Origin of the sequence: Streptosporangium sp. NPDC000095 (assembly GCF_042899335.1) — a bacterium.
Taxonomy (GTDB): domain Bacteria; phylum Actinomycetota; class Actinomycetes; order Streptosporangiales; family Streptosporangiaceae; genus Streptosporangium.
Window position 1 is genome coordinate 35,180 of the sequence record NZ_JBIAZS010000030.1, and the last position, 15,984, is coordinate 51,163.

Genomic DNA, 15,984 nt, shown 5'->3' on the forward strand with positions numbered 1-15,984 from the left:
GTGGTCGGAGGGCTCACCCGGGTGGCTCCTTCCCGAAGGATCAGAGCCTGGGGTCGGAGCCTCGGGGAGGGGAGTTCGGCACCCGGCCGGGCGTGCGGGACGTCTCGGCGCCGTACGACACCTCCCACCAGCTCTCCAGCATGGGCACCTCGGCGGTGTCGACGCGCTCGCCCGGGCGGGGAACGGTGATGCGGACGTCGCGGGCCTTGGCCTCGCGCCACAGGCGGTCGACCGGCTCGGCCCACGGGTGCGTGGCGAGGGCGAAGGTCGCCCAGTGGACCGGCAGGAGCAGCCCGCCGCCCAGGTCGAGGTGGGCGTTGACCGCCTCCTCGGGATCCATGTGGATGTCGGGCCAGGCGGCGTTGTAGGCGCCGATCGGCATGAGCGTGAGGTCGAACGGGCCGTGCGCGGCGCCGATCCTCGCGTAGCCGTCGAAGTATCCGGAGTCGCCCGCGTAGAAGACCCTCTTCTCTCCGGCCGCGATCACCCAGGAGCCCCACAGGGTGACGTTCCGGTTGAGGGTGCGGCCGGAGAAGTGGCGGGCGGCGGTGGCGACGAACCGCAGGCCCGCGACGTCCGCCTCCTCCTCCCAGTCGAGCTCGATGATCCGTGAGGCGGGCACGCCCCACCGCTCCAGATGCGCGCCGATGCCCAGCGGCACCAGGAACGGGGCGGCCTGCAGCGCGGTGAGCCCGCGGACCGTCGCGCGGTCGAGGTGGTCGTAGTGGTCGTGCGAGATGACGATCGCGTCGAGTGGCGGAAGGCCCGCGAGCGGCCCGGGCACCGGGTGCAGACGGCGCGGGCCGACCAGCTGGGAGGGCGAGGCGCGCCTGCTCCACACCGGGTCGACGAGCACGCGGCGCCCCTCGATCTCCAGCAGCGCGGTGGCGTGGCCGTACCAGATGACGCTCAGCCCCGCCGGGGACGGCCCGCCCAGCGGGGAGGTCACCACGGGGACCGGTACGGCCGGGCGGCGCTCCTCGCGGTTGCGCACCATGTTCCGGACGACCTCTCGGGTGCTCTGCGCGGAGGGGACGAATCCTCCGGGCATGGAGTTACGGAAGACGCCGTCGTGGAACTGCGGCGAGCGACGCATCCGCTCCAGCCGCTCCCCCTCGGCCCTGCCGCCGAGCTCCGCGGGGATGTCCTTCAGCGCCCACCCGGCGGCGGCCAGCGCCAACCCGCCCGCGAGGAGACGCCCGATCGATCTGCTGCCCGCCATGCGGTTTCACGCTCCTGAAGTCGCCCGTGCCTCAAGAACGATCTCGACTCCGCGGGCATTCCCCTTACGCTCCGGGCGAGCCCGGCCCTCGCGGAATCCGAGAACACGCGGGCGGGAGAGACCGTCCGAGGCACGAAACAGCACCTGACGGCACCCGCGACGGCGTCCACGTCTCCGGCCGCGAAAGGCGTCACGATCTCTTCGAGGAGCGAGCACACGTCGACCGGCGCGTGGCATCACGAGGTGGACCACCGTCCTCGGGCGCCGGGGCGTTACGGGGCGAGATGCCGTTCGACGGTGGCGACCTTGGTCTCCAGGCGGCCGCCCTGCCCCTCGCGGATGTCCGCCTTGAGGACGAGGCTGACCCGTCCGGCGCGGGCCTCGACCGCCGCGACGGCGTCCCGCACCACGGTCATGACCTCGTCCCACGTCTCGCCCTCGACCGTGGTGAACATGGCGTCGGTCCTGTTGGGCAGGCCGGAGGCCCGGACGACGCGCACCGCCTCGGAGACGAGTTCGCCGACATCCTCCCCCACCCCGATGGGGGTCACGCTGAACGCCACGAGCACCGACATGGACAGTCCCTTCCCCGAATTCCCGCGGTGACGTCACCGGTCACCGAAGAACCCGATGAACAGTACCGAAATATGACGTCATACTATAAAAGTAGCGATCATGGAGTCATGAAGGTACAAATGCCGCGCACTGTCACGGAGGCCGAGGCCATCCAGGACGAGCTCAGGGCACTGCTCGACCTGGATGGTCCCGGACCCCGCCGGCCCGCGAGGATCGCGGGAGTGGACGTCGCCTACGACAGGGACCGGCTCGCGGCGGCGGTGACCGTCCTGGACGGAACGACACTGGAGATCGTCGAAGAGGTCGCCGTCACCGGCAAGGTGACCTTCGACTACGTCCCCGGACTGCTCGCCTTCCGCGAGGTCCCCGCGCTGCTGGACGCCCTCGCGCGGCTGTCCGCACCCCCCGACCTGGTCGTCTGTGACGGATACGGCCTGGCGCACCCGCGCCGCTTCGGCCTCGCCTGCCACCTCGGGGTGCTCACCGGACTGCCCTCGATCGGAGTCGGCAAGACCGCCTTCGTCGGCACCTACCCCGAACCCGCGCCCGAGCGGGGCGCGTGGAGCGACCTGACGCTGGACGGCGACGTCGTCGGCCGCGTGCTGCGCACCCGGGACGGGGTCAAACCCGTCTTCGTCTCCACCGGTCACCGCGTCGACCTAGACACCGCCTGCCACAACGTGCTGAACCTGACGCCCCGCTACCGCCTCCCCGAGACCACCCGCGCCGCCGACCGCCTCTCGCGACGGACCCTCGCCGAGAAGTGTCGTACGGACCTGGTTGGATCCGCTCAGCACAACAAGATGGGATAAAAGTGGGCGAAGACGAATGGGCCGAGGACATCGACGCGTGGCGTGACACCAACCTGGCGCAGATCCGCCAGCGGCTGGCGGACGGGTTCGACCCCGGCCGACGACTGCCGTGGCTGCGCACGACCCCCCTGCACCAGGCCGCCCAGGAGGGCGCCACCCAGGTGATCGAGCTGCTGCTCGCGTCGGGCGCGGAGGTCGACCCCGTCGACACCGACGGCGCCACCCCGCTGTGGGAGGCCGTCCGCCACGGCTGGGAGGACGCCGTACGAATCCTGCTCGCCGCGGGCGCCGACCCCTGGCGGCCGTGCATCGCGGGCCGCTCCCCCGGCGTCCAGGCCCTCTTCACCGAGATGGCCGACCTGTTCGCCCACCTGCCCGGGGCGCCCAGCGTGAGCCCCCGGTTCCGCGAACTCCAGGACACCGTCGACGCGATGATGTTCTCGTACGAGGACTACAACGAGGAACTGTGCCTGGCCTTCGTCGGCGAGGTGCCCGAGGACGAGGTCATCCGCCGCCTGGGCGTCGCGCCGGAGTCGTGCCCGCCGATGGGGATCGGTGAGCTGTGGGACGCGGAGCAGTCCTCCCCCGTGGAGGTCCTGCGCGTGGCCAGCCCGCCGGGGGGAGGAGTGGTGCTCTTCCAGTCCGGTGGCATCCTGCCGGTTCACGACGAGGTCGGGCGGGCGGTCACCTCGGGCGGCGGGGTGCTGGCCGGGGCGTTCCCGTCCACCAGCCCGTCGGTCGACATCTGGCGGGACGGGTTTCCCGCGGGACGGCCCTCGGTCCACGAGCAGCTCTCCGACGACAGCATGGTCGAGCTGTGGATGTGCCGCTTCGGCGACTGCGGCGCCCACCCCTCCACTGCCACCGAGCGGACCCTCGGCCTCATGACGCTGCTCACCTCCACCTACATCACCGAGGAATGGCTGTGGAACGCCCCGATGAGGCTGGTCCCGGTCATGCTGAGGTGACGGGACCGGGATCGCCGGGAAATGGGTAGAGTCGCACGACGATGAGAATGCACACGATCACCGCCCTGTGGGAAGAGGTCCCCGACGACGCCGACGACCTCGTCGTGGTGAGCGGCGGGTTCCGGATCTATCTGTGCGTGTGCGGCAGCCGGCTGCCCGACCGGGCGGCGGCCGAGTCGCACGCCGCGGAAACAGACCAGTGCACCACCTGCCTGGGCACCACCGTCGAGGACATCGTGCCCGGCTTCTCCCAGCCGTGCACCGCCTGCGCCGGAACCGGCCGGCGCACGGTTCAGCTGACCTGGCAGCTCGCCCACCTCGAGGCCGAGAGTGTGATCACCGTCGAGATCGTCCGCGGCCTGATCTCCGGTCTCGCCGAGCCGTTCCGGCTCTCGCAGGTGGCCGACCTGGTCCGCGACACCCTTCACCTCCCGGTGGGCCGCCTGCCGGTCGGCCCCCGGGTCCGCGACATCCTGCGCGGACTGGAGGCGAAGGGCGAGCTCGTGCTCGTCTCCGCCCCCGACGAGTTGCTCCGCGGCACCTCGGTCACCCTCTACCGCGACCCCTACTGGGAACACGCCACCGGCGGCTGAGCGCCCCTCGCGACTACGTCGTCTCCGCCGCCGCGAGGTATCCCGCCAGCATGGCCAGCGCGACATCGCGCACCGCGCCGTCGCCGGGCAGGAAGCCGGCGCTGTGCATGCGCACGTCCGTGCCGTCACCGACCCCGACGAACATCATCAGGCCGGGCAGCATGGCGGAGAGGTAGGAGAAGTCGTCGGCGCCGAAGGAGAGCAGCGGCCGCGAGAGCGTGAGGCCGAGGTGGGCCAGATGGGCACCGGCGCGGGTGGCGAGCCCGGGGTCGTTGTGCAGGACCGGCTCGCCCCGGGTGATGCTCACCTTGGCCTCGCAGCCGTGGGCCCGCGCGACCAGGTCCGCGACCTCCTCCAGCCGGGTGTGCACCTGGTCGCGGATGTGCTCGCTCAGCGCCCTGACCGTACCGCCGGCCGTGGCCTCGTCGGGGACGACGTTGGCCGCGCTGCCGGCCGCCAGTGTGGAGACGCCGAGGACCGCCGAGTTGGTCGGGTCGACGTCACGGCTGACCACCTGTTGCAGGGCGACGACGACGTGGGCGAGCGCGAGTACCGGATCCCTGGTCAGGTGCGGGTAGGCGGCGTGCCCGCCGCGGCCCCTGACCACGACCGTGAACTCGTCGGCGGCGGCGTTCACCGTACCGGGGGTGGCCGCGACCTCGCCGCGCGGCAGGGTGGGCTGGACGTGCGCGCCGATGACGGCGGTGATCCGGTGTTCCGCCAGTGCCGGCGACCGGGCGATGTCGTGGGCGCCGGAGGGATAGGTCTCCTCGCGTGGCTGGAGCATCGCGATCAGCGGGGGCGTGCCGACGGTCTCAGCGACCGCGTGGCAGAGCGCCACCAGGGCGGCGAGGTGCACGTCGTGCCCGCAGGCGTGCATGCGGCCCGGCCTCGTGGACGCCCAGTCGACGCCGGTCCGTTCGGTGACCGCGAGCGCGTCGAGTTCGGCCCGCACGGCGACCGCGGGCCCGGGACCGCCGACGCGCACCAGCGCGCCCGTACCGGCCACCGCGTCCACCGGGTGTCCCGGCAGCTCGGCCAGGATCAGGTCGCGGGTCGGCCCCTCCTCCCCCGACAGGTCGGGGAGTGCGTGCAGCCGGCGGCGCAGCTCCGTCGCGGCGGGCAGCCGCCGCTCCAGCGCCGACCGGAGCCTGGCCGCGACGGAACCGGCGGCCGGGCCGCGGGCGACAGACTCGATCATTCGGCCGGTTCCAGACCGTAGACGCGCAGGGCGTTGCCGACACCGATCATGGTGGCCACCCGGACCGCCTCCTCCTCGGCCCACTCGCCGGCGTCGACCCATCCGCGCAGCGCCCGGCCGAGTCCGCGGCGGAACAGGTGGGCTCCCAGCATGTGCAGCTCCGCGGGGCCCCAGGCGTCCGACGAGAACAGAATCTTGGCGAACGGCGCGAGTTCCAGTGACTCGGCGATCAGCGCGTCCGACCGGCTGCCGGTGTAGTTGACGCCGAGACCGACGTCGAAGTAGACGTGCGGGAATACCTGCGCGAGATAACCGGCGTTGCGATGGTAGGGGTAGCAGTGCAGCAGCAGGACGTCCACGCCGTGCGGCTCGACGAGCTTCAGCCAGCGGGTGAGCAGCAACGGGTCGCACATGTGCAGTTCCACGTCGGGGTCCCCGTAACCGGCGTGTAGTTGCAGCGGCAGCCCGCGCTCCACCCCCGCCCAGAGCCCGAAGCGGAGCAGCACCGGGTCGTCCACCCGCCAGTGGCCGCTCTCCTCACCGGCGGACAGCCAGCGGTCCGCCGCGAGGGCGACCTCCCGCTCCCCGGGCGGCGCCGGATCGAAGGCGAAGCCGTGCCGATAGGCGACGATGCTCTTGAGACCGACGGCGTCGGCGGTGCGGCGCTGGAGTTCCTCACGGAACCGGCCCGGCAGCTCCGCGGCCGAGACCCCCGAGGCCGCCACCTGCTCCAGCACCCGCTCGATACGGACCACCTCGTGCGCGGGCCGCCCCGACGCCCGCGCCATCCCGGCCGGGTCCAGGACGTCGTCGCCCCGGTAACCGGTCTCCAGCAGGAAGCGGCCGATACCGCTGGCGGCCAGCAGCCGCCGGTTCACCTCGGCGGCGCCGAGTTCGGTGCGGCGCGCCAGGTAGTCCTCCGGTGCGGCGTGGGCGGGCAGGTCGAGGACCGGCGCGCACCAGCGGCGGATCGCGAAGCCGAGCTGGGAGTCGAACTGGGTCATGAACGCCGGGATCGGCCGGTCGGACTCGGTCACCAGCGTCTCGAACTCACCGCGGCCGAGGTCTCCCGAGGAGGCTCCGTGCACATGGTGGTCGACCAGGGGCAGGGTGGCGAGCACGCCCTCCAGACCGCCGACCGCGCCCGCCGGGGAGCTCTCAGTAGACATCGGCGACCTTCCGGCAGAGCTCGTGGTCGGGCAGTCCCGCGACGTGGGCCAGTTCGCCCCGGCGCACGGCGAGGAAGGTGTGCAGCAGTTCGTGGGGGAACCAGCCGCGGGCGACCTCGTCGGCCTCCAGCGCGGCGAGCGCCTCGGGCAGGGAACCGGGAAGCGCGGGCTCTCCCGCCAGGTCGGCCTCGGCCGAGCTCTCCGGCCACACCCGGGCGTCCTCGGCACCGGCCAGTCCCGCGAGGCCCGCGCGGATCAGGACACCGAGCACCAGCCACGGGTTGGCGGTGGCGTCCGCGGCCCGATACTCCAGGTGGAGCTGGTCCGCGGGGTCGGCGTTCCCGATCTCGACGGTCGGCGCGATGCGCAGCAGCGCCTCGCGGTTGCGCTCGGCGAGGAAGACCCCGCCGGCGCTCCACCGGTGCGGAGTGAGCCTGAGGTGGGAGCCGACGCTGGGAGCCGTGACGGCCACCACCGCGCCGGCGTGTCGCAGGATCCCGGCCGCGAACCTGGCCGCGGTCGAGGAGAGCCTGCCGGGGGCTTCGGCGTCGAACATCACCGGGGCGCCACCGGCCTCGCGGAGCGAGAAGTGCACATGGACGCCGTTGCCGACGCCCGCGGGGTCGGCCAGCGGGACGAAGGTGACCGGGTGCCCGCGTCTGCGGGCGAGGTCGCGGACGAGTTCGCGCAGCAGGACCGCCCGGTCGGCGGCGACCATGCCGGGGGCGGGACGCAGGGTGATCTCGAACTGGCCGTCCCCGTACTCGGGAAGCCAGCTCTCCGGTTCCAGCCCGGCCTTCTCCAGCAGCGCGACCAGGTCGGTGCCGAACGGCTCGACGCCGCGCAGGCGCTGGAAGGAGAAGGGCGGCGCCTCCGCCTGGCCGCCGAGCATGAACTCGTGCTCGAAGGAGACGTTGATCTCCAGGCCCGCGATCTCCTTCAGGTCCTCCAGCGCGCGGGCGAGGAAGCCACGCGGGCAGCCGGGCCAGGGGCTGCCGTCCAGGCCGACCTGGTCGGCGAGGTAGAGCCGGGTGCCCGGCACCGGGCCGTCGTCCGGCAGGTCGACGGCCGTCGCGGGGTCGGGAAGCAGCCTCAGGTCGCCCACCGAGCCGAAGACGTTGTCGTCGACCAGCTGGCCGAAACAGGTCAGCGCCAGGTTGGCGGGGACCCATCCCACCCCGGTGCGCAACGTCTGCTCCAGCCGCGCCGCCGGGGTCGCCCGGCCGCGCACCTGGGCCGCGAGGTCACAGGTCGCCACGAAGGCGGTCCCTGTCGTCATCGGCTCTCTCCTCCCAGTCCGGTCCGCACCTCGCGTCCCGGCCGCCCTAAGTGAAACATACGATTCACATGTATGGTCAAGGCGACGGAATGAAACTTAGCATGCGTGTTACCCGGCAGCCCGGAAGAAACGGCCAGGTCACATGTGTCGAGTCGGCAGGAGGCCGCTCCCGCCCGGCATCACCGGAAGGCATCCCATGACGGACGACTCCTCTCCCGGCAGGCTCGACGGAACGGTCGTCCTGGTCACCGGCGGAGCCCAGGGCATCGGCCGGGGCATCGCCGACGCCTTCCACGACGCCGGGGCGACGGTCGTCGTCGCCGACCTCGACGAGACGCGCACGGAGCGGTTCGCCGCGGAACTCGCCGCCACCTCGGTCGCATCGCCCGCGCCGGTCTCGGCGGTGCGCCTGGACGTGCGCGACCCCGGGTCGGTGACCGCCGCCTTCGAGCACGCGACCACCCGGCACGGCGGGGTGGACGTGCTGGTCAACTGCGCCGGGGTCTATCCGAACACCCCGGTCCTCGACATGACCGCCGCGGAGTGGGACGAGGTGTTCGCCGTCAACGTCCGCGGCGTGATGCTGACCTCGCAGGCCTTCGCCCGCACCTCCGGTGCCCTCGGGGGCGGGCGCCGGATCGTCAACGTCTCCTCGGGCGCGGCCCGCTCGGCCCGGGTGGGCGCCGCCCACTACTGCTCGTCCAAGGCGGCGGTGGAGATGCTCACCAGGGTCCTGGCGCTGGAGTTCGCGCCGTCGGGGATCACCGTCAACGCCGTCGCCCCCGGACTGATCGAGGTCCCGGCCACCCTGGCGCTCTCGGCCGAGTACGTGACGACGCTGGTCGCCGGGCAGCCGGTGCACCGCATGGGCACCCCGGCGGAGATCGCCCGGGCGTGCCTGTTCCTCGCCGATCCGGACTCCTCCTTCATCACGGGGAGTGTTCTCGACGTGGACGGAGGCTTCCTGGCCGGGACGGCCCTGCCGCCGAACTGATCCACGTTTTACGAGATCAGAGCGGCGGGACGGATCGAGTTTAAGTAACAAATCTTTTACAGCCCTAGTCTTTGCCGCAGTATGCAACGTACGTTTCAATCGTCGAAACTGACAGAACGGTGCAAAGCAGGCATGTCTCGCACGCGTTCGTCCCCTCGTCCAGCAGACGCAGAGAGGCTTCACCGTGGCCCGTTCCCCCTTCCTCCGTCCCCGGACGCCAGTCCGGGCGATCACCGCCGTCGCGGTGACGGGCGCCCTGGCGGCGCTCACCGCGTGCTCCTCGTCCACCTCCACCTCAGCGGCGGAGAACGGCGGTGAGGCCGGCACGAAGGAGATCCAGATCGGCCTGCTCGCCCCGCTGACCGGAGCTCTGGCATCCGACGGCCTGGGCATGAAGCAGGGGGCCGAGCTCGCCGTCAAGCAGCTCAACGAGGCCGGCGGCGTCAACGGATACACCTTCAAGCTCAAGGTCGCGGACGTGCAGAGCCAGTCCAACGACGCGGTGACCAAGGGCGTGCAGACCCTCACCGACGACGAGTCGGTGAAGGCGGTCGTCACCGGCTACGCCTCCACGTCCAACTTCGAGATCGACGAGTTCGCCGCGGCGGAGAAGGTCTACCTGATCGGCGGCAACACCGCGCAGACCCAGGAGATCATCGAGAAGGACCCGGCGAAGTACCCCACCGTCTGGTCGATCACCCCCAACTACGACGCCTACGGCACCGAGCCTGTCGACCTGGCCGAGTCCTGGGCCGAGCAGGGGCTGTGGAAGCCGCGCGGCAAGTCCGCGTTCATCGTCCGCTCCGACAACCCCTACAGCGAGAGCATCGCCGACGGCCTGGTCAAGCAGTTCGAGGCCAAGGGCTGGACCATCGCCGGCCAGGAGAAGGTGCCGTTCGGCACTGTCAACGACTGGGGCACGGTCCTCGGGAAGATCCGCTCCGCCGACCCCGACTTCATCGTCAACACCGACTACCAGGTCTCCAACGAGGCCAGCTTCCTGCAGCAGTTCCTGCAGAAGCCCACCAACTCCCTGCTCTTCATGCAGTACGGCCCCAACCAGCCCCAGTTCTTCGAGCTGACCAAGCAGCAGGCCGAGGGTGTGCTGTTCAACAACCTCGCGGGCATGGTGCCCTCACCCGACTACGAGCCGGCCGCGCAGTTGCAGAAGGACTGGAAGGCCGAGTACGGGACCGACGACGTCGACCCGCAGGGCGTGATGACGTACGTGGAGACCATGATCTACGCCGACGCGCTGCGCGAGGTCGGTGACCCCGACGACGCACTGGCGATCGGCGCCGCCATCGGCAAGAGCGACAGCGAGCGGGCCTCCGGGCGGATCGCGTTCGACCAGGCCACCCACCTGGCCAAGCAGGGCGACGACTACGTGCCGCTGCAGTCCTTCCAGTTCCAGGACGAGAAGCGGACGCTGATCGCCCCGGAGAAGTACAAGTCGGGCTCCTTCCGGCTCCCGCCGTGGATGGACAAGTGACCTCGGCTCCCCTGGCGCTGCCGCCGGGCAAGCGGATGGCCGTGGCGCTCACCTTCGACTTCGACGCCCACTCCCCCTGGATGGGCACCCTGGGCCGCACCTCGCCGTCCTACCTCTCGCGTGGCGACTTCGGCGCCGAGCAGGGGGTGCCCCGGCTGCTGGAACTGCTCGGCCGCAACGACCTGCCGGCGACCTGGGCCACCCCGGGCCACGACCTGGTGACCTTCCCGCACCGCATCGAGCAGATCCTGGCGGCCGGGCACGAGATCGCCGCGCACGGCTGCTACCACGAGGTCGTGCCCGACCTGGGGCCCGACGAGGAGCGCCGGCTCATGGAGGTCGCGCTGCGCCAGCACGAGCAGGTCGTCGGGCGCCGCCCCCGTGGCTACCGCTCGCCCGCCTGGGACTTCTCCGAGAGCACGCTGGGCCTGCTGGAGGAGTTCGGCTTCGACTGGGACAGCTCGCTGATGGGCCGGGAGTTCGAGCCCTACCGGCCCCGGCGGGTCACGGTGAACTACGAGTCGGCCAGCGAGTTCGGCCCGGAGAGCCGGATCGTGGAGATCCCCGTGTCGTGGTATCTCGACGACTGGCCCTCGGTGGAGTACGTCGCCGGGGTCTCCCCGCTGGGTTCCCACCGCGACATGGAAGACCGCTGGAACACCATCTTCGACTACGCCCACCAGCGGGTGCCCGGTGCGGTCTACGTGCTCACCATGCACCCGCAGACCATCGGCCGAGCCCACCACCTGCTCGTCCTGGAGGCGCTGATCGACCGGATGCTGGCGACGGGCGACGTCTGGTTCGCGACGCTGAGCGAGATCGCCGATGCCTGGCAGGGCTGAGCCGGGCCCCGCCCGGGGAGCCGGCGGGATGGTCACCGCGCCCGACCCGAGGGCGGCGCGCGCGGGGGCGTCGATGCTGCGCGCCGGCGGCAGCGCCGTGGACGCGGCGGTCGCCACCGCCTTCGCCACCGGAGTGGTCGAGCCCTACATGAGCGGGCTCGGCGGCGGCGCGTGGCTGGTGGTGCGCGAGCCGGACACCCCGGCCGCGACCGTCGTGTGCGGCCCGATCCGGGCCCCGGGCCTGGCGCACCCGCGGATGTTCCCGCTGACGCCGTCCGCGACCGGCACCGGCCTGTACAACTGGCCGGCCGTGCGCGACGACGCGAACATCGTCGGCCCGCTGTCGGTGGGCGTCCCCGGAGCGGTCGCCGCACTGTGCCGGGCGCACGCCAGGTTCGGCCGTCTGCCGCTGCCCCAGGTGCTCGCCCCGGCGATCGAACTGGCCGAGGCCGGACACGAGACCAACTGGTTCGCCTCCTCGGCGATCTGCGCCGAGGCCCGGACGCTGCGGGCCTTCCCCTCCTCCGCCGACCTCTTCCTGCCCGACGGCCTGCCGTTGCGCGGCCCGTCCCAGGGGCCGGGCGACCCGCTCGTCCAACCCCGGCTGGCCCGGGTGCTCCGTGAGATCGGCGCCGGCGGCCCCGACGCGTTCTACCTGGGCCGGGCCGCCCACGCGATCGCCACGACGGTCACCGAGGCCGGCGGGCTGCTGACGGCGGAGGACTTCGCCGGGTACACCGTCGACGAGTCCGAGGTCCTTCCCGTCGAGATCGGCCCGATACGGCTGTACGGCCCGCACGCCACCGGGGTGATCTCGGTGATCGAGGCGCTGCAACTGGTCGAGGCCGCCCGGCGGCGCGGGCTGGATCCGGGGGCCCGGCTGTGGGCACGGGTGCTGTCCCACGCGTTCGAGGACCGGCTGCGTGAGGTCACCACCTCATCGGAGAGTCCCGCGCCCTGGGCCCGGCTCACCTCCCCCGAGTACGCCGACGAGACGGTGGCCCGCTGGATCGCGGGCCGGAACCAGCCACCCGCGCCTCCCGGCGGCTCCGCCAGGGCGGGATGCACCTCGCACATGTCGGCGGTCGACGACCAGGGCATGACGGTCTCGCTCACCCAGACGGTGCTCGACCTGTTCGGCTCCCGCATGGTGGAGCCGGAGACCGGCATCGTGCTGAACGACGGGATGATGTACTTCGACCCCCGTCCCGGCCGGGTGACCAGTGTCGCTCCGGGCGCGGCCGGGCTCAGCGCGGTCAGTCCCGTCGTACTGACCGGCCCCGGGAACGCCGAGGCGACGCTCGGCGCCTCGGGCGGGCGGCGGATCATCTCCGCCGTCGCCCAGATCGCCGCCCGCTGGCGTGACGGCGCGGACCTCCAGGAGGCGATCTCGGCGCCGAGGATCCACGCCGAGGGCGACCGCGTCTGGCTGGACCCGCGCGACGCGGGGGCCTCGGCCGACCTCTCCGCCGCCGGGTTCGACGTCCTCGTCGTCGCCGAGGAGCCCACCACCTGGCACTTCGCCCGGCCCAACGGCATCGCGCGGCGCGGCGGCGGGGCCTGGTCCCCCGGCGTCGACCGGATGAAGCCGTACGGGGTGGGTCTGCCCGGCGGATGAGACAGGCCGGCCGAGCCGGCCACCCGGCCCACCGACACCACGATTACCAGCGGATTGAGGGAGATATCGCGATGGCGAGCACTCTGACCGGGCGACGGGCCCTGGTCACAGGCGCGGCGGGCGGGATCGGCGCGGCCATCGCGCACCGCCTGCGCGCGGAGGGGGCGCAGGTCATGATCGCAGACGTCGACGTGGAACGCGGGACGCGTACCGCCGCGGAGCTGCCGGGGGACGGTCCCGCGTGTGTGTTCCAGGAGGCGGACGTGTCCGACGAGGGCGGCGTCGAGGCGCTGTTCGCGCGGGTCTCGGACGAGTTCGGCGGCCTGGACATCCTGGTCAACAACGCCGGCGTCGCCGAGAGCGGCGGCGGCGTCACCGGTGTGCCGGTCTCCGAGTGGCGAAGGGTGATGGACGTCAACGTCACCGGGACGTTCCTGTGCGCCAGGGCGGCGTTCCCGCTGCTGGCCGCGAGCGGTACGGGCGCCATGGTCAACCTGTCGTCCATCTTCGGGGTCACCGGCCTGCCGGCCTTCCCCGCCTACTCCGCGGCCAAGGGCGCCATCGCCAACCTGACCCGGCAGCTCGCCGTCGAGGGCGGCCCGCTGGGAATCCGGGTCAACGCCGTGCTGCCCGGCTACGTCGACAACGACATGGGCGACTCGCGGAGCCTGCTCGACGCCGAGGCGGCCGCGGAGTCCCTGCGGCAGCGCGAGGCCGCGGCGGCCCGCCAGCCGGCCGGGCGGCAGTGCTCCCCGGACGAGATCGCCGGGGCGGTCGCCTTCCTGGTCGCCCCGGACGCCTCGTTCGTCAGCGGCGTGCTGCTCCCGGTCGACGGCGGTTTCCTCGCCCAGGGTGACTGGCGCGGACCGGGGCGGGCCGCGTCGTGAACGCTCAGGTCATCCTCGCCGCGCACGAGGTCGGCAAGTCGTTCGGCAGCCTGCGGGCTGTCGACGGCGTCTCGATGTCGGTGCGGCGCGACGAGGTCTTCGGCCTGGCCGGCCCCAACGGCGCGGGCAAGAGCACGCTGTTCAACCTGCTCACCGGCATCCCGATCCGCCCCGACTCCGGAAAGGTGATCTTCGACGGCCACGAGATCCAGAACCGCTCGCCGCGCTGGATCGCCAAGGCCGGTCTCAAGCGCACCTTCCAGACCGAGGCCGTCTTCGAGTCGCTGAGCGTGCTGGAGAACGTCCGCATCGGCTCGGCGTACGGCGGCGCGGGCAAGGCCAGGCGCTGGGCCCCCGCCCGGTGCCGGGAGGCGCTGGACGCGGTGGAACTCGGCGGCGATCCGAACCGCCCGGCCGACGGACTCTCGCTGATCGACCGCAAGCGCCTGATGATCGCCGGTGCGCTGGTCAGCGGCCCTTCGGTGCTGCTGCTCGACGAGCCCGCGGCCGGCCTCGACCCGGCCGACCAGGACGCGCTGATCCGGCTACTGGCCGGTGTGCGCGGCACGGGCGTCACCATGGTGATCATCGAGCACGTGCTCTCGGTGCTGGAGGCGCTCGCCGACCGGATGGCGGTCCTCGACAGCGGCCGGATCATCGTGACCGGCCGGCCCGCCGAGGTGCTGTCCGACCCGAGGGTCGTCGAAGCCTACCTGGGACCGGGGGCCGCGCGATGAGCGATCTGCTGACCGTGGAGAACCTCACCGCCGGCTACGGCCAGGCGAAGGTGTTGCGCGGCATCTCGCTGCGCGTCGGAGAGAACGAGGCGGTCGGGCTGCTGGGGCCGAACGGCCACGGCAAGACCACACTGCTGCGCTGCGTCTCCAACCTGCACCGGGCCACCTCCGGCACGATCGCCTTCGCCGGACGCGACACCAGGGGCGAGTCCCCCGGCAGCCTGGTCAGGCGCGGTCTCGTCCACGTGCCGCAGGGCTCACGGCTGTTCCCGCAGCTCACCGTGGAGGAGGCCCTGCGGCTATCCGCGTCCTCCAGCGGGCACTCCTCGACCTGGCGGGACGGGATCGAGCGGGTGTTCTCCGTCTTTCCCAAGCTCAAGGAACGGCGCCGGCAGCTCACCGGCACGCTCAGCGGCGGGGAACGCCAGATGGCCAGCCTCGGCATGGGCCTAATGGCCCGGCCCACGCTGCTGATCCTCGACGAACCCACGCTGGGCCTGTCACCGAAGGTCAAGCACGAACTGAGCGAGTGCATCGTGCGGGTCCGGGCCGAGGTCTCGTCGGTCGTCCTGATCGACGGCGACATGGACCTGGTGCTCGACCTGACCGACCGCTACCACGTCGTCCTGCACGGCGACGTGGTGGACAGCGGCGCCTCGGACGGCAGCCGCAGCCGCGACGAGATGATGTCGCTCTTCCTGGGAGGAACCGCCGATGGACGGCATTAGTGTCATCGTGACGAGCACGCTCGTCCTCGGCGGCCTCTACATGCTCATGGCGGCGGGGCTGACGCTGATCTGGTCCACGCTGCGGGTCTTCAACTTCGGGCACGGCGCGCTGATGATGTTCGGCGCCTACCTGACCTGGACGCTGCTGGACTCGACCGGGCTACCGGTCGCGGTGGCGCTGCTCGGCGCCGTGGCGGCGATGGCGCTGATCGGACTGGCCTACGAGTTCCTACTGGTCAGCCCGTTCATCCGGCGGCCAGGAGGCGACATGCTGGTGATGGTCGCCACGCTGGCGGCCACGATGCTGCTGCAGAGCGGCGCCCAGCTGATCTGGGGTCCGGAGATCAAGCAGCTCCCGCCGTTCGGCGGCGCGCGCGTCGAGGTCGCCGGGGCGGTCGCCCAGGGCAGCCAGCTCGTCACGATCCTGCTCGCCCCGCTGCTGGTGGGCCTGCTCGCCCTGGTGCTCAAACGCACCGGCATCGGGCTGACCGTACGGGCGCTGGAACAGAACCGCGAGCACGCCCAGCTGCTCGGCATCGCACCGCGCCGGGTCTACGTCTTCGTGGTCGTGGTCGCGATCGGCCTGGCCACCGTGGCCGGGGCGCTGCTCGGCAGCATGCAGTTCATCTCCCCGGGCATGGGCGGCGACCCGCTGCTGCGGGCCTTCGTGGTGCTCGCCTTCGGCGGGGCCGGCAGCCTGGCGGGCACCATCGCCGGCGCGTACGCCATCGGCCTGCTCGAAGCCGTCACCACCTACTACTTCGGGCTCTCCTGGAGCCCGGTCCTGGTCTTCCTCGCGATGATCGTGATCATGCTGGTCAAACCCGAGGGACTGCTGCGGACCAAGGTGAGGAGCGCGTGAACGC

Annotated in this window: 16 protein-coding genes; 11 read left to right on the forward strand and 5 right to left on the reverse strand. The window is 72.0% G+C overall.

Annotated features, from left to right (window positions below; all coding sequences use genetic code 11):
• Positions 1-40: 40 nt before the first annotated feature.
• The gene (locus tag ACFY3V_RS37980) at positions 41-1,222 is read right to left on the reverse strand and encodes an MBL fold metallo-hydrolase (RefSeq protein ID WP_362906488.1); all 1,182 of its coding nucleotides are present in this window, start codon (positions 1,220-1,222) and stop codon (positions 41-43) included.
• Positions 1,223-1,494: 272 nt separating this feature from the next.
• A complete protein-coding gene (locus ACFY3V_RS37985; protein WP_350948460.1) occupies positions 1,495-1,791 on the reverse strand; it encodes a thiamine-binding protein in 297 nt (98 codons plus the stop codon).
• 126 nt (positions 1,792-1,917) lie between these two features.
• On the opposite strand from ACFY3V_RS37985, the gene ACFY3V_RS37990 reads away from it, so the two are divergent.
• Genes ACFY3V_RS37990 through ACFY3V_RS38000 form a run of 3 tightly spaced genes read left to right on the forward strand, consistent with a single transcriptional unit; the run spans position 1,918 to position 4,171 of the window.
• On the forward strand, positions 1,918-2,610 hold the full coding sequence (locus ACFY3V_RS37990; protein ID WP_389780147.1) for an endonuclease V: 693 nt from the start codon (positions 1,918-1,920) through the stop codon (positions 2,608-2,610).
• Positions 2,611-2,612: 2 nt separating this feature from the next.
• Positions 2,613-3,578, forward strand: coding sequence for an ankyrin repeat domain-containing protein (locus ACFY3V_RS37995; RefSeq protein WP_362906492.1), 966 nt, complete (start codon positions 2,613-2,615; stop codon positions 3,576-3,578).
• A gap of 41 nt (positions 3,579-3,619) precedes the next feature.
• Positions 3,620-4,171: a hypothetical protein gene (locus ACFY3V_RS38000; protein WP_389780150.1), complete on the forward strand. Its 552-nt coding sequence runs from the start codon at positions 3,620-3,622 to the stop codon at positions 4,169-4,171.
• Between the two features lie 13 nt (positions 4,172-4,184).
• Here ACFY3V_RS38000 and ACFY3V_RS38005 read toward each other — a convergent pair whose 3' ends face one another.
• Genes ACFY3V_RS38005 through ACFY3V_RS38015 form a run of 3 tightly spaced genes read right to left on the reverse strand, consistent with a single transcriptional unit; the run spans position 4,185 to position 7,820 of the window.
• Complete coding sequence (locus ACFY3V_RS38005; RefSeq protein WP_362906496.1) at positions 4,185-5,372, reverse strand: M20 family metallopeptidase; 1,188 nt, start codon at positions 5,370-5,372, stop codon at positions 4,185-4,187.
• Positions 5,369-6,541, reverse strand: a complete 1,173-nt coding sequence (locus tag ACFY3V_RS38010; RefSeq protein WP_389780152.1) for an amidohydrolase family protein — start codon at positions 6,539-6,541, stop codon at positions 5,369-5,371. Before ACFY3V_RS38010 ends, ACFY3V_RS38005 begins: the two co-directional genes overlap by 4 nt.
• Positions 6,531-7,820: a glutamine synthetase family protein gene (locus ACFY3V_RS38015; RefSeq protein ID WP_362906500.1), complete on the reverse strand. Its 1,290-nt coding sequence runs from the start codon at positions 7,818-7,820 to the stop codon at positions 6,531-6,533. Before ACFY3V_RS38015 ends, ACFY3V_RS38010 begins: the two co-directional genes overlap by 11 nt.
• Before the next feature lie 196 nt (positions 7,821-8,016).
• Here ACFY3V_RS38015 and ACFY3V_RS38020 point away from each other — a divergent pair, with 196 nt between their 5' ends.
• The 8 genes from ACFY3V_RS38020 to ACFY3V_RS38055 all read left to right on the forward strand — a co-directional run bounded on the left by ACFY3V_RS38020 (position 8,017) and on the right by ACFY3V_RS38055 (position 15,980).
• Positions 8,017-8,814 (forward strand): SDR family NAD(P)-dependent oxidoreductase, encoded by a 798-nt coding sequence (locus tag ACFY3V_RS38020; protein ID WP_389780155.1) that lies wholly within the window; start codon positions 8,017-8,019, stop codon positions 8,812-8,814.
• A 184-nt stretch (positions 8,815-8,998) separates the two neighbouring features.
• Positions 8,999-10,306 (forward strand): ABC transporter substrate-binding protein, encoded by a 1,308-nt coding sequence (locus tag ACFY3V_RS38025; RefSeq protein WP_389780157.1) that lies wholly within the window; start codon positions 8,999-9,001, stop codon positions 10,304-10,306.
• Entirely contained in the window at positions 10,303-11,148 is an 846-nt protein-coding gene (locus ACFY3V_RS38030; protein ID WP_389780159.1) for a polysaccharide deacetylase, read from the forward strand. Before ACFY3V_RS38025 ends, ACFY3V_RS38030 begins: the two co-directional genes overlap by 4 nt.
• A 28-nt stretch (positions 11,149-11,176) precedes the next feature.
• Positions 11,177-12,766 carry a gamma-glutamyltransferase family protein gene (locus ACFY3V_RS38035; RefSeq protein ID WP_389780161.1) on the forward strand — a complete coding sequence of 530 codons (1,590 nt, stop codon included), beginning with the start codon at positions 11,177-11,179 and terminating at the stop codon, positions 12,764-12,766.
• A 71-nt stretch (positions 12,767-12,837) separates the two neighbouring features.
• Positions 12,838-13,653: an SDR family NAD(P)-dependent oxidoreductase gene (locus tag ACFY3V_RS38040; protein WP_389780163.1), complete on the forward strand. Its 816-nt coding sequence runs from the start codon at positions 12,838-12,840 to the stop codon at positions 13,651-13,653.
• Positions 13,650-14,390 (forward strand): ABC transporter ATP-binding protein, encoded by a 741-nt coding sequence (locus tag ACFY3V_RS38045; RefSeq protein WP_350948408.1) that lies wholly within the window; start codon positions 13,650-13,652, stop codon positions 14,388-14,390. The genes ACFY3V_RS38040 and ACFY3V_RS38045 overlap by 4 nt, the downstream gene beginning before the upstream one ends.
• On the forward strand, positions 14,387-15,118 hold the full coding sequence (locus ACFY3V_RS38050; protein WP_362906514.1) for an ABC transporter ATP-binding protein: 732 nt from the start codon (positions 14,387-14,389) through the stop codon (positions 15,116-15,118). Before ACFY3V_RS38045 ends, ACFY3V_RS38050 begins: the two co-directional genes overlap by 4 nt.
• Complete coding sequence (locus tag ACFY3V_RS38055) at positions 15,105-15,980, forward strand: branched-chain amino acid ABC transporter permease (RefSeq protein WP_350948406.1); 876 nt, start codon at positions 15,105-15,107, stop codon at positions 15,978-15,980. The genes ACFY3V_RS38050 and ACFY3V_RS38055 overlap by 14 nt, the downstream gene beginning before the upstream one ends.
• The last annotated feature ends 4 nt before the right edge of the window (positions 15,981-15,984 follow it).